13 protein-coding genes and 1 pseudogene are annotated in these 12,373 nt (G+C 44.2%); 10 read left to right on the forward strand and 4 right to left on the reverse strand.

Annotated elements, in window-relative coordinates:
• Nucleotides 1–15: 15 nt before the first annotated feature.
• From LPY66_RS01685 to LPY66_RS01695, 3 genes are all read left to right on the forward strand, one after another.
• Entirely contained in the window at nucleotides 16–72 is a 57-nt protein-coding gene (locus LPY66_RS01685) for a hypothetical protein (RefSeq protein WP_337988180.1), read from the forward strand.
• 454 nt (nucleotides 73–526) lie between these two features.
• Complete coding sequence (locus tag LPY66_RS01690) at nucleotides 527–2,770, forward strand: molybdopterin-containing oxidoreductase family protein (RefSeq protein ID WP_337986406.1); 2,244 nt, start codon at nucleotides 527–529, stop codon at nucleotides 2,768–2,770.
• A gap of 25 nt (nucleotides 2,771–2,795) precedes the next feature.
• A complete protein-coding gene (locus tag LPY66_RS01695) occupies nucleotides 2,796–3,233 on the forward strand; it encodes a 4Fe-4S dicluster domain-containing protein (protein ID WP_337986407.1) in 438 nt (145 codons plus the stop codon).
• A 2-nt stretch (nucleotides 3,234–3,235) separates the two neighbouring features.
• Here the strand turns inward: LPY66_RS01695 and LPY66_RS01700 are convergent, their stop codons facing one another.
• From LPY66_RS01700 to LPY66_RS01710, 3 genes are all read right to left on the reverse strand, one after another.
• Nucleotides 3,236–4,393 (reverse strand): MFS transporter, encoded by a 1,158-nt coding sequence (locus LPY66_RS01700; protein ID WP_337986408.1) that lies wholly within the window; start codon nucleotides 4,391–4,393, stop codon nucleotides 3,236–3,238.
• A gap of 88 nt (nucleotides 4,394–4,481) precedes the next feature.
• Nucleotides 4,482–4,853 carry a prolipoprotein diacylglyceryl transferase family protein gene (locus tag LPY66_RS01705; RefSeq protein WP_337986409.1) on the reverse strand — a complete coding sequence of 124 codons (372 nt, stop codon included), beginning with the start codon at nucleotides 4,851–4,853 and terminating at the stop codon, nucleotides 4,482–4,484.
• A gap of 35 nt (nucleotides 4,854–4,888) precedes the next feature.
• On the reverse strand, nucleotides 4,889–5,707 hold the full coding sequence (locus tag LPY66_RS01710) for a LysR substrate-binding domain-containing protein (protein WP_337986410.1): 819 nt from the start codon (nucleotides 5,705–5,707) through the stop codon (nucleotides 4,889–4,891).
• A gap of 225 nt (nucleotides 5,708–5,932) precedes the next feature.
• Here LPY66_RS01710 and LPY66_RS01715 point away from each other — a divergent pair, with 225 nt between their 5' ends.
• Nucleotides 5,933–6,946, forward strand: a complete 1,014-nt coding sequence (locus LPY66_RS01715) for a YeiH family protein (RefSeq protein WP_337986411.1) — start codon at nucleotides 5,933–5,935, stop codon at nucleotides 6,944–6,946.
• Here LPY66_RS01715 and LPY66_RS01720 read toward each other — a convergent pair.
• Nucleotides 6,930–7,157 carry a hypothetical protein gene (locus LPY66_RS01720; protein WP_337986412.1) on the reverse strand — a complete coding sequence of 76 codons (228 nt, stop codon included), beginning with the start codon at nucleotides 7,155–7,157 and terminating at the stop codon, nucleotides 6,930–6,932. The genes LPY66_RS01715 and LPY66_RS01720 overlap by 17 nt on opposite strands.
• A gap of 189 nt (nucleotides 7,158–7,346) precedes the next feature.
• Here LPY66_RS01720 and LPY66_RS01725 point away from each other — a divergent pair, with 189 nt between their 5' ends.
• The 6 genes and pseudogenes from LPY66_RS01725 to yedF all read left to right on the forward strand — a co-directional run bounded on the left by LPY66_RS01725 (nucleotide 7,347) and on the right by yedF (nucleotide 12,359).
• A complete protein-coding gene (locus tag LPY66_RS01725) occupies nucleotides 7,347–8,162 on the forward strand; it encodes a sulfite exporter TauE/SafE family protein (RefSeq protein ID WP_337986413.1) in 816 nt (271 codons plus the stop codon).
• A gap of 584 nt (nucleotides 8,163–8,746) precedes the next feature.
• Nucleotides 8,747–9,430: a Rossmann-like domain-containing protein gene (locus LPY66_RS01730; RefSeq protein ID WP_337986414.1), complete on the forward strand. Its 684-nt coding sequence runs from the start codon at nucleotides 8,747–8,749 to the stop codon at nucleotides 9,428–9,430.
• A complete protein-coding gene (locus LPY66_RS20940; protein ID WP_443112452.1) occupies nucleotides 9,396–9,515 on the forward strand; it encodes a hypothetical protein in 120 nt (39 codons plus the stop codon). The genes LPY66_RS01730 and LPY66_RS20940 overlap by 35 nt, the downstream gene beginning before the upstream one ends.
• Before the next feature lie 74 nt (nucleotides 9,516–9,589).
• Nucleotides 9,590–10,567 (forward strand): SLAC1 anion channel family protein, encoded by a 978-nt coding sequence (locus LPY66_RS01735; RefSeq protein ID WP_443112453.1) that lies wholly within the window; start codon nucleotides 9,590–9,592, stop codon nucleotides 10,565–10,567.
• Nucleotides 10,568–10,700: 133 nt separating this feature from the next.
• Nucleotides 10,701–11,727, forward strand: a pseudogene (selD, locus tag LPY66_RS01740) (selenide, water dikinase SelD).
• Between the two features lie 11 nt (nucleotides 11,728–11,738).
• Nucleotides 11,739–12,359 carry a sulfurtransferase-like selenium metabolism protein YedF gene (gene yedF / locus LPY66_RS01745; RefSeq protein WP_337986417.1) on the forward strand — a complete coding sequence of 207 codons (621 nt, stop codon included), beginning with the start codon at nucleotides 11,739–11,741 and terminating at the stop codon, nucleotides 12,357–12,359.
• The last annotated feature ends 14 nt before the right edge of the window (nucleotides 12,360–12,373 follow it).

Consider the following 12,373-nt stretch of genomic DNA (forward strand, 5'->3'; position numbering starts at 1 on the left):
CTGGTAATCGGAAGTGTGGCTCAAAAAGTAGTAAGTTATTCGAAAGTACCGGTTATGGTTGTTAAAGAGTGAAAAACTTCAAGGTCTCAGACTGGATAGAAATCAAATAGTTTTTTCTAAAAATGTGGTGTAACTCAGATGAGGGGAGCATTCGCTCGCGCAAGTGGTCAGGGATTCGAGCTCCGTCATCTCCACCATATTTAATAAACAAAATTGATGATGGCCAATTGGAATATTCGAAGATGGATGCTAACTGTCAAAACATTTGAATGCCCATAATTTGTTGTTTTTGTGACTGATGGTTCAGCACACTGGAAGGAAATTAAGGAAACTTGTAGAATCGTTCAATCCAAGAATGCAGATTGAATACCGACGGAGTGCGTATAACAATCTTGCGACCGGTTGTCGCTGGCGGTAGTCTGTTAACGAAAAAACGGGCGAAGTCTAGCTAAACGGTTGAAAGGCACATTGAGATTCACTTCTGGAAAAATATTACCTTCTGAATTGTATTATAAGGGGTGAAAAGATGACAGCAAAAAATAATGGTATTCAGGCAGGAACCCTTGGGCTTACTATGGATGAAGCGTTAGCACTGGCCCAAAAGAATGGTGAACAGGTAGTTCCTGCCTTTTGCGCGATGTGTGGCCCCACACCAATGTGTTGCGGTATTTATGCTTTTGTTAAAGAAGGTCGGTTTACGAAGGCAGCAGGCATGCGGGAATTTCCTACGAATCAAGGCGCTCTCTGTCCGAAAGGGCAGGCGGCTCCGCAATGGGTGCATTCTCCGGATCGATTGAGATATCCGTTGAGAAGAGTGGGGAAAAAAGGCGAAGGTAAGTTTGAGAAGATCACCTGGGAGGAAGCGGTCGGGATTGTGGCCGATACCCTCAAACGCCAAAAAGAACAATACGGCCCGGAATCACTGGCCATACTGGCACCGGCAATGAGGACCTATAATGCCTATATTAAACGGTTTCTTACTGTTCACGGCAGCCCCAATTACGGCCATAGCGGGATTTGTGCGCTGCAGCGGGCCTTTTCTTTCATGTATACGCTTGGTGATTGGCCGCAAGCGGAGATTAACCAAAGCGATCTGATTATTTATTGGGGAAGGCAGCCGATATTTTCCGGCCCGGCCATGAGCGGGCCAAGAATGCTGCTCAAGGCCAGGGAAAGAGGAGCCAGGATTATCGCCGTTAAACCTTCTGTGGAATCCGATGTGAGCAAGGCGGATATTTGGGTTCCACTCAGACCTGGGACAGACGCGGCCCTGGCTCTGGCTATGCTTTATGTGGTTGTCAATGAGGAACTTATTGACAAGGAGTTTGTACAAAATTGGTGTTACGGCTATGAACACTTAAAAGAGCATATTCAGAAGTATCCTCCGGAATGGGCTGAAGAAATTACCGGAGTTCCGGCTAAGCAGATTGAAAAGGTTGCCAGACTTTACGCCACAACAAAACGGGCATCAATCGACCTGGGAAACGGGGTGGAACATGCTCCTTCGGCTAATGACGCCATCCGGTCCATCGCCATTCTTATAGCGATAACCGGTCATCTGGACCGCCCGGGTGGAAATGTCTTTACCATTCCTGATCCTGCCCAGCCTATGCCGCTAGACATCACCATGCGGGAATGGTACACCCGGGAAATGGTTGAAAAACTGGTTGGACCTGAGTTCCCCAAGCAGTTTCAGCCTTTTGTGGAAGGTTTTACTTCCGCTTATTACCGGGTTTTGGAAAGCGTACTCACGGAATCCCCTTATCCGGTACGGACAATCATTGCTCCGGGGACGCAGCCCGGAGCGAGTACCCGTGGCTCCAAAAGGGTCATCGAGGCCCTAAAAAAACTGGATTTTTACGTGGTGGTTGATGTGGCCCGGACTGCGGATATGGACTATGCCGATATCGTAATTCCCGTTACGACGTCCTACGAGTCGGACCATCCTTTTGAGGCTGTCGGCGGACGCCTGATGGCCCGCAATAAGATCATTGAACCTTTAGGCGATTATCATTCGATTTATAAATTTTTTCTTGATCTTGCTTTCAAAATGGGATATGGCACGGATTTTTGGAACGGGAGTATGGAGCAATCCATGAATGATCAACTGCAGCCATTTGGGCTGACGCTTGCTGAACTTAGAAAATATCCTACAGGTTTTGTTTATGAGAAACCGGTTCCCCGTACCTATGAAAATTACCGGCAGGTATTTACGAAAAAAAGCCCCAGGCTTAACCGCATGCCATTCTTGCCTCACGGGAAAGTGGAGATCTATAATACGTCCTTCGAAGAAGCCGGCTTTACGCCACTGCCCGTATGGCGGGAGCCGCCCGAGAGCTTGACCGGCACACCCCAGCTTACTTCAAAGTATCCGCTCATTCTTTCCGATTACCATACCTCGAAAAATTACACAGCCTCCTGGCAGCGCAACGTACCTTATCTCCGAGAACTGCAGCCTGATCCTGCAATCCATATTCACCCGGATACGGCTACAGCCCGGGGAATTCAAGACGGAGACTGGGTCATCGTCGAGTCACCTCACGGCTGGCTGAAAGTAAAGGCGGAGTTCTACCCGGGAATCAGGCCGGATACGGTGATGATACTCCATGGCTGGTGGCAGGGCTGCAAAGAATTGGGGCTGGCGGATTACCCGTTACTGGATGGCGGCGCGAATGTGAATATCATGTACAGCCTCGATCCGGAAAAAACGTTTGACCTCCTTATTACGGCGATGAGCAGCCAAACGTTGGTAGAGGTCAAAAAAGCGTAAATAGGAAGGAGCGGGCAGGAAGAAGATGACAACAGAGCATATTTCCTTTAGTCCTGAAGATTGTATTCAGTGCCATGGGTGTGAAGTGGCCTGTAAAAGTTGGAGAAATGTCGAACTCGGCGTAAAATGGCGAAGGATTGAACGAATTTGGCTGGGGCAGTATCCTGAAATCAAGAGTGTTTCCGCCTCGATCGCCTGCAGGCATTGTGACGATCCAGCCTGTATGCATGCCTGTCCGGCAGGGGCCATCGAAAAAGAGGCTTCGAAAGGGGTGGTCTTGGTCAACCGGGAAAAATGTACTGGCTGTAGGGTTTGCCTGGAAGCTTGTCCTTATTTTGTCCCTCAATTCGGTGCCGACGGCAGGATGCAGAAATGTGATCTGTGCTTTTCTGAGATTGATCATAATTTAAGCGTGCCGCCGTGTGTTGTTACTTGTCCAACCAAAGCATTACGCTTCAGGTAGCCTTAACGTTCAGAGAGGTCAGAGCGTTTTTTGGTTTTCAAAGTAAGGCCGAATAGCCCTGCTAGCAAGGGTAGCCATATTAATAAATTAATGGCAAAAGCAATACTTGAATATTCCACCAATATTCCTACTAATCCTACTCCAAGTCCGCCAATTCCAATTCCAAACCCCAGCATTAGCCCTGATGCCATCGCGGCATTTTTACTGATAATATTTTGGGCAACCACCACTGTAACTGAAAAGGAGGCCAAAAGTGCTGCACCAGCCAGAGCTAACAGTACATAGGCGTAAAAGCCATTCGTGTTGAGAAAAAAGAAAAACAGTGGACTGGCTAGGACCAACGAACCTACAATGACTGCTTTCCTTCCAATTCTGTCAGATAGATACCCGCCGACAACCCCGCCTATGGCTCCGCAAAAGAGCATCACAAACAGCAGATGGCTGCCGGCTAGGAGGGAGACATTCGTTTTTTGCAGGTATAACGGCAGAAACGACATCAGCCCAAAGTACGCCAGAGAACGGAGGGCTACGACGAATACTAATTTTGTAAGTTCAAACCAATTAGAACGCAGGATAGGCATCAGAGGGGGAACCGTTTTTGCCTCAGATGAAACCCTGGGTGCTGAAAACCAGAGCATAATGGCGACAAGCACTCCCGGCAGGATAAATAAAGGAGTCATAACCAAAGTATAGGTTTGAACAAACGGTACAACCAGCAGCGGAGTGAGTGCCCAGCCAACATTTCCTCCGGCAGTAAAACACGATTGCCAAAAACCTTTTCTATTACCGCTTACGGCCGAAACCATAGCGGATGCCTGGGGGTGAAAGGCAGCTGTTCCTAAGCCCGCGAGAGCTGCAACAAGTATAAGAAGAGAATAATTTTTAAGCAATCCGACTAAACTTATTAACACTGCCATCCAGATTGTTCCCACATATACCAACCAACGCTGATTTTTTTGATCGACCAGATAACCAAAAACCGGCTGAAGCACTGACGATGTGACAGTGAAAGCAGAAATCAAAAAAGCGCCTTTACTTACTCCGAGTCCGGCTGCTACCAAAAATGGCAGCAGAGTCTGAATGTAATTCATATAAAAATCATTAAACATATGGGCGAGCGAAAGGGAAAATATTTTGCCCTTATTGGATACCTTATTCAAGATGGAACATCTCCTTTTCCTAGAAATTATTATTTGAAAACTTCATTAATTTCTCCTTATATTTTTCGGGTTGAGAATATACTCAGTGTCAAAAGAATTGATTAATTATTCGCTTCCGGTTTTCTACAGCGGTAAGTATACCCCCGTAAATGGCCAGTCCTCCATTACGTATGTTAAAAACTTCAAGCAAATTATCCTTATAATTCGACCATTCGAAGGCGACATAATAGAGCCTTGCTCCGATAATAGCCAGAGGCGTTACAACCAGTAAAAGATCACTAACATCACTCTGTTTAATGCCAAAAGTATTAGAATCTTTATTGGCAAGCAAAAAAGCGAGTATAAAGCCAGTTACGATGATAATGCCGTACCAATGTACACCCATCCCAAAAATGCTGAAAGCAATTGGGTCAATTGTAAAACTTAGTCCTAAACCCGGAAATGTTATTGGTTGTGTCATTTGATTTCCCTCTCTAAAGTGATAAACAGTGAGACTTACAAGAATTTGAATGTTCTCAGTTTCTCCAGAAATTCTTCCATTGCTTTAGAACTTATTGGTTCTTTTCGATGGATAATACATAACCGGCGCGATAGAGGGAGCTTATCTTTGCTCTTTATGAACACTGCCTTCAGTTCCTTCGCTTCAATCTCTTTGCGCACAACCAGCAGGGAAATGACGGTAATTCCCAGGCCATTGATGACGGCTTCTTTAACACCCTCATTGCTGCTGAAAACAAAAGTGCGTTTCATTCTGACTCCCAATGACTGCAGGAGTTGATCGCTGAAAGCGCGGGTCCCGGAGCCGGACTCCCTTAAGATCCATACCTGATCCTGAAGATCTTGCACGGAAGCTTTGTTTAAAGCTGCGAGCGGATGGTCCAGAGCGACGATCAAGGCCATTTCGTCATGCATAAATGGTTCGATTTCGATATCAGGAAAGGTTACTCGACCTTCGACTACGCCGATGTCCAGTTGGTTTTGACGAAGGGCTTGCGTTATTTCTTCCGTATTGGCAATCGTAACTGAGACATCAACATTGGGGTAATCAGGCGAAACCTCAGTCAAAAAGCGGGGCAAAATATATTCGCCCACGGTAAAGCTGGCTCCGATTTTCAAAGTTCCTGTTACAATCTGTCGCAGATCGTCTATTTCTCTCTTGGCTTGGTCATAGTGGGAGAGAATTTCTTTGGCATGTTGAAAAAGAATTTCTCCGGCAGGAGTAAGGACGAGTTGTTTGGGCGAGCGATGAAGCAACTTGATTCCGAATTCATTTTCCAGATTGCGGATGTGCAGACTGACACTTGGCTGGGACATAAAAAGTTCTTCGGCAGCATGGGAAAAGCTGTTTTTTCAATAACAGCGATAAAGACCCTGAGAGATTCTGTGATCAAGCAAGTAACCTCCTGACTTGGGATAATCTTATTAAATTGCTTAATACTTTCTATAAGATATCCGAATTGTAAAGCAAGATTTCAACCCTTATAGTGAATATTGAACGAAAGAGACATGGACAGAACTAGAAAGGGTTGAAGGTTGAAGATGCCAAAGAATAAAGAATTGCCGGTTAATCCTAAATGGAGAAGTATAAATTTTTACGGAGGTATATTGTTTACCGTCCTGATTGCGGCAGCCGGTACAATAGCCGCCAAATTGCCGGTTCTGGACCAAATCGGAGCGATGCTGACTTCGATACTGATTGCGGTATTGTTCCGGAATTTTTTTGGCTATCCGGAAAGCCTGCGCACGGGTATTCAGTTTTCAGCGCAGAAAATTCTACGTTTTGCCATCATTCTCTATGGCTTTAAATTGAATATTGATGTGGTTTTAACCCAAGGCGGCTCGCTTTTGCTGCATGATGTACTGACGATTATTGTAGCTGTCGGTACGACCATGCTTTTGGCGAGACCTTTTAAAGCGGAAAAAGTACTTTCCCTCTTGTTGGGAATAGGCACCGGTGTGTGTGGTGCGGCAGCTATCGCTGCTGTATCTCCCATCGTGAAAGCGGATGATGAAGATACGGCAATTGGTGTCGGTATCATCGCTTTAACGGGCACTATTTTTGCGCTCGGGTATGCCATGCTGAGAGCCATTTTACCGATTACCCCGGAACAATTTGGAATTTGGAGCGGAATCAGCCTGCATGAGATCGCTCATGTTGCAGCCGCCGCAGCACCGGCAGGGTCAAATGCTTTGGCGGTCGGACTGTTGGCCAAGCTGGGCCGGGTTTTCCTGCTTATTCCTTTATGCCTTATCTTGTCCTTATGGATGCGGCGTAAAGACAAAGATAACGTGACACAGGGTGCCCCTTTCCCATGGTTTTTGGTTGGATTCCTGGCGACAAGCATCATTGGGACTTATATTCCTATTCCTAAAAATATCCTATCCGGGATCTCCAATGTGATCGGTCCCTTCCTATTAGCCTCCGCAATGGTCGGTTTGGGTCTCAACGTTCACTTGGCCAATCTGCGCAGCCGTGCGCTGCGGCCGTTTCTAGCGATGTTTGTTGCTTCAATCATTCTTTCCGTATTCTCTTATTTTACACTTTGGTTTTGATTTTCCCTTCTATTTCAGCAATGAGTCCCTGCAGCCGAATCGTATCCTCTTCATATTCGCGGGCCTGTTGGGCTACCTTGGAACTGGAGACATGCAAACCGGTTTGGCCCAAAACAAAATTTTTTTCTATTTGAAGTTCTTCCAGTTCTTCCTTTAGCACCGTCAATTGTTTCCTTAGCTCGGAGTCTTCCATTGTATTCGGTTTTTCCATGATTTCTATCTCCTTTTATAATTGTTTTTTAACAGTAAGCTTCCAAAAAATCCTGAAAAAGATAACAGGTTCTATTATATAAAAGTTTAGATATAATTTACGATTGGTAATAGGAAATTGTCAAGAAATGTTTATGATGATGGCCGAAAGGTAAAAAGTAAATTGTTCAATATATAAAAGGAGAACATAATGGAACAATTTTTATGGCTAATCCCTTTAGGTTTTATTGTTGGGACATTTGGAACGCTGATTGGGGCAGGCGGAGGCTTTATTTTAGTTCCTGTCTTGCTTTTGCTGTACCCTGGAAAAAGCCCTGAAACAATTACCAGCATTTCTCTGGCTGTTGTTTTCTTTAATGCGTTATCAGGGACTTTGGCCTATCGGAAAATGAAAAGAATTGATTATAAATCGGGTTTGATTTTTTCTGCAGCGGCCCTACCCGGCTCTATTTTAGGAGCGTTTACAACTTCGTATATACCAAGAAATATCTTTGATGTGATATTTGGTGTGCTGCTACTCGCAGCCTCGGTCTTTTTGCTGCTTCGCCCTAAAAAGGAGAGCGATTTGGCAAAAGAGGTGCCCAAAGGTTATATGATCCGCACCCTTACCGATGCGGAAGGCAATACGTATTCCTTTTCGTATAACCCTGTAGTTGGGATCAGCTTAAGCCTTATTGTCGGTTATGTTTCGAGCCTTCTGGGTATAGGCGGGGGAATTATTCATGTTCCGGCGCTTGTTCATCTTTTGAATTATCCTGTTCATATAGCTACCGCAACTTCCCACTTTATTTTGGCATTTATGTCCTTGTCGGGCTCCATCGTACATCTTGCGTCCGGCATACTCTCTCAGGGTATGTGGCAGACCATAGCTCTCGCTATCGGTGTATTGTTCGGGGCCCAATTAGGAGCCAGGCTATCCAAACGTTTTCAGGGGGTTTGGATTATCCGGTGCTTGGCGGTCGCTCTTGGACTCGTCGGTATACGCATTTTTATAATGGCCTTTTAAGAATGGATTTCCTTAAGAATGCATTCTTAAGGAATATCTTAAAACGCCTTCGCTTCAATGTCCTCTATTCTGAAAACCACTGCTAAAACCGCTATTTTGCCGACCGGAGAATCCACCTTGGCCCTTTTCAACGGACGCTGTTGTATTGATTAAAAAGCAAATACCGATAGAAATAATGACGGTAAAGATCAAAGGGATTAATGTGTTTCTGTTTTTTAATATATTGGCTGAAACTTTGGCTATCCATTTTTGATGCAGGATTAGATGGAGAAGAATAATGACTGCCGTCAAATATCCTGTCCAAATGTGAAGATGTTTAAGGTTTAAGTCAGAAAACAATGGAAGGACTGAATTGAGTCTCAAATGCTGAATGATTCCGGTTGAGATGCAAGTGAACGCAAAAATAAATAGAGAAGTATTTAACATAAAATTTTTTTCATTGGACGAAAGCATGGATAGCAAACCCCTTTCTTCCGTTCTGCCTGTAATTGACATATGTTCAAAATAACTATACAATTAATATCAGGCATATGTCTATAAAATATATGCGTCTGATCTTAAAAATAGAGTAGGGGGTTTTTGACATGATTTTAGAACGTGTTTATGATTTAGCCCTGCCAAGGATTGAGGGGAAGAAAATCAAAGATGTCAGGGTAGGACTGGGGCTGATGGCCGTTGTGCTTGATGACGGCTCCTTAGGCGTTACTTATGTATTAAGAAAAGAAACAATCGATGGCTGCTCACTCCTTCCCCAAGGCGGGAAACTCATCGGGATGCCGGCCCAAGAAATTGCCGGATGGGCTCTGCGGGGTAATAATGTTATCAGTTCCGCCATGGGGCTGGCGGTATTAAATTCAGTCGCTGAATTTAAAAAATTGGAACAGGTTGAAAATGCCGACGGCTCCGACGCCGCATTTTCCGTAGAAATTAAACCGACCGATACGGTTGGGGTTATTGGTCATATTGGACCCGTTATTTTTAACCTTAAAGACAAAGTTCAAAGCCTGCTTGTGTTTGAACGGGGCGAGAACCTCGCTGAAGGGGTTTACCCGGAAAGCAAAGAATCCAAGCTCTTGCCGGAGTGCCAGGTGGTTTTTGTCAGCAGCACTTCTCTAATCAACCGGACACTGGAAAATGTATTGGGTTATTGTACCGGCGCCCGGGATATGGTGATGGTGGGGTCCATCCAGCACGCCTTTATACCCTCAGGCTTTTCAGGGGAGCGGAGTGACGATGCTTTCCGGAATAAGATGGCTGCCGGAGCATAGGGACCCTATCCTCACCGGCATCAGCCAATGCGCCGGGATAAGGCAATTGATTCAATACGCGCAAAAGATGTCGGTACGCGTGTAGTTGTTGTCAACTCATATGAACGCAGCAATTCCGGACTGGAACAAAGAGAAAGTCAATCAAGAAAGGAAATGAGTATGGAGAAACAGTCGGCTGAGGAAGCAGTGCCCGAAAACAAACTGCAGTATTTCCCGATTAGCTTTTTCGCCAGCGTTATGGGGGTCAGCGGTTTGGCCATCGCAGTTGAGCGTTATGAACAAGTTTTTAAGCTGAACAGCAGAATCGGCTTAATACTACTGATTGCCGCTTACCTGGTTTTTGTTGCAGTAACAATTACTTATTCTTTAAAAATTGGCAAACATTTTTCGGCTGTGAAAAGTGAATTTAATCACCCGGTAAAAGCTAATTTTTTCCCCGCCTTTTCCATAAGCCTACTGCTATTAAGTGTCGGAACTGCCGGGTATCAGGGAAAATTGGCATATTATCTTTTTATTATAGGTGCAGCGGTACACTTTATCTTTACCATCATCATGATATCCCGGTGGATTACCCAAAAATATCAAATATTGCAACTTAATCCGGCGTGGTTTATTCCTGTAGTTGGAAACATTATAATTCCGATTGCGGGAATAAAGTTCGTAAATATAGAAATTTGCTGGTTTTTCTTTAGTCTTGGACTCTTTTTCTGGTTAATTTTATTTACGCTAATTTTTTACCGGATTGTATTCCACGATCCAATGCCGAAACAGTTATTCCCAACGCTCTTTATTCTGATAGCGCCACCATCTGTTGCCTTTATTGCTTACACAAAAATTGCAGGTCATATGGATAGCTTTTCAAGATTCTTACTCTACATAGCCTGGTTTTTCGTATTATTACTTTTATCTATGACGAGATATTTTCTAAAGCTGGACTTCAATATATCTTGGTGGGCCTATACATTCCCTTTGAGCGCAGTTACGATTGCTAGCATCTTAGCCTTTGAGCAGCTTAAATATCCGCTGTTTGGATGGATTGCCACCGGTTTGTTGATATTGACTTCTTTGGTGATTGTCGTGGTTATTTTGAAAACGATAATGGCAATCTTACACAATAAAGTATTCGTCCCCGAGTAGTGTTCTAAATAAATTTGACTTTTTCCCTACAACGAATTTTCTAAAGACATTATTTTGGAAGATTTGATGATTCAGTCTGAAAACATACTCCGTATGACGGAGAGAGGAATTAAATGTCAGGAGTGTCAGAAGAATGCATGAGGAGATTGTATTTTGTAAAGGCGGAGGTTGCACCGCTAAACTAGGGCCAGGAATGTTATCTTCAGTTCTTGATAAGTTGCCTAAAGTTGCAGATCCGCATTTGCTGGTAGGCTTCGACAGTTCTGACGATGCAGCAATATATCAGTTAACAGATGATTTAGCAGTCGTTCAGACTTTGGATTTTTTTCCTCCTATGGTTGATGATCCGTATACATTTGGACAAATCGCAGCGGCTAATGCGCTTTCGGATATCTATGCCATGGGAGGAGAGGTAAAGACAGCGCTAAATATTGTATGCTTTCCCGAAAAGATGGATCTGAATATTTTGGGTGAAATCATGCTTGGGGGAAGTGAAAAAGTTAGAGAGGCAGGAGGGATCCTGGTAGGTGGACATTCCATTGCCGACAGTGATGTGAAGTATGGCCTTTCAGTAATGGGTATTATTCATCCTGATAAGATTTATAAGAACAACACTTGTCAAAAGGGAGATCAACTGCTCTTAACAAAACCTCTGGGAGTAGGCATTGTATGCACTGCCCAGCGTGTAGGGGAGAGTTCCAAGGAAGCCATGGATCTGGCCATTCGTTCCATGACCACGCTTAATAAATATGCAGCGGAAATCTTCAAAGAGTACCAGGTGCATGCGTGCACAGATGTGACAGGGTTTAGTTTTCTAGGTCATCTTCAGGAAATGTTAGGAGCGGATTTCGGAGCGGAGATAGACACGCTGCAAGTACCGTATATTCCAGAGGCAGTTCATTACGCAAATGAGTTTCTTTTAACCGCAGCTGCTCAGAGAAACCGGAATCATGTTGGTAATGGGGTAGATTTTAGAAATGTTCCCTTTGCCATGGAAGAGATCCTTTTTGACCCACAGACAGACATCGGGGGGACTCCTAGTCAGCCTGCCGCAGGAAGAAGCCGAAATTGTTCTTAACGAAATTAAATCCTTGGGATTACCTTGTGGTATCGTTGGCGTGGTTACACAAAATGATGATAAAAGAATTATTGTCAGATAAGGAGGATGAATATGAAACAAACCATTGATGCTAGAGGGAAAGCGTGTCCAATACCGGTTGTGGAGACCAAGAAGGTATTGGCAACTCTTCATGAGGGAGATACTGTAGAAGTAACGGTAGATAATTTTATTGCCGTACAGAATCTGAGCAAAATGGCTGGACAGAAGAAGGTCCCTGTTTCCTCAGAAAAAGTCGATGAGAATAACTATATCGTGAAATTGACTATGAATGAAACTTCCGGCAAGGAAACAGCAGAAGGTACAGAAGAAACTGTTTGTATCCCTGATAGTAGAAAGAAGAAGACGGTTGTCGTACTCTCTTCAGATAAAATGGGAGAAGGGGATGAAAAATTAGGGTATGCCCTTATAAAGGGCTTTGTCTATGCATTGACTGAGCAGGACCAGCTGCCGGAAACAATATTACTATATAATAACGGAGCGCGTTTGTCTGTTGAAGGCTCAGATTCTTTAGCAGATTTGAAACTTTTAGAATCCCAAGGAGTAGAGATATTAACTTGTGGAACCTGTCTTAATCATTATGGATTGGCAGAAAAATTGGGAGTAGGCTCTGTCACAAACATGTACGTAATAGCGGAAAAACAGATGCAGGCAACTAAAATCGTAAATCCATAAAATGAAGGAATTAG

The organism is Dehalobacter sp. DCM, assembly GCF_024972775.1.
Classification (GTDB): Bacteria; Bacillota; Desulfitobacteriia; order Desulfitobacteriales; family Syntrophobotulaceae; genus Dehalobacter.

Bases quoted from the DNA above. Each gene is read 5' to 3' on its own strand.
- LPY66_RS01710 (WP_337986410.1), bottom strand. From the start codon at position 5,707: ATGTCCCAGCCAAGTGTCAGTCTGCACATCCGCAATCTGGAAAATGAA.
- LPY66_RS01725 (WP_337986413.1), top strand. From the start codon at position 7,347: ATGGAACAATTTTTATGGCTAATCCCTTTAGGTTTTATTGTTGGGACA.
- LPY66_RS01705 (WP_337986409.1), bottom strand. From the start codon at position 4,853: ATGACACAACCAATAACATTTCCGGGTTTAGGACTAAGTTTTACAATT.
- LPY66_RS20940 (WP_443112452.1), top strand. From the start codon at position 9,396: ATGCTTTCCGGAATAAGATGGCTGCCGGAGCATAGGGACCCTATCCTC.
- LPY66_RS01695 (WP_337986407.1), top strand. From the start codon at position 2,796: ATGACAACAGAGCATATTTCCTTTAGTCCTGAAGATTGTATTCAGTGC.
- LPY66_RS01735 (WP_443112453.1), top strand. From the start codon at position 9,590: ATGGAGAAACAGTCGGCTGAGGAAGCAGTGCCCGAAAACAAACTGCAG.
- LPY66_RS01690 (WP_337986406.1), top strand. From the start codon at position 527: ATGACAGCAAAAAATAATGGTATTCAGGCAGGAACCCTTGGGCTTACT.
- yedF (WP_337986417.1), top strand. From the start codon at position 11,739: ATGAAACAAACCATTGATGCTAGAGGGAAAGCGTGTCCAATACCGGTT.
- LPY66_RS01720 (WP_337986412.1), bottom strand. From the start codon at position 7,157: ATGGAAAAACCGAATACAATGGAAGACTCCGAGCTAAGGAAACAATTG.
- LPY66_RS01730 (WP_337986414.1), top strand. From the start codon at position 8,747: ATGATTTTAGAACGTGTTTATGATTTAGCCCTGCCAAGGATTGAGGGG.
- LPY66_RS01715 (WP_337986411.1), top strand. From the start codon at position 5,933: ATGCCAAAGAATAAAGAATTGCCGGTTAATCCTAAATGGAGAAGTATA.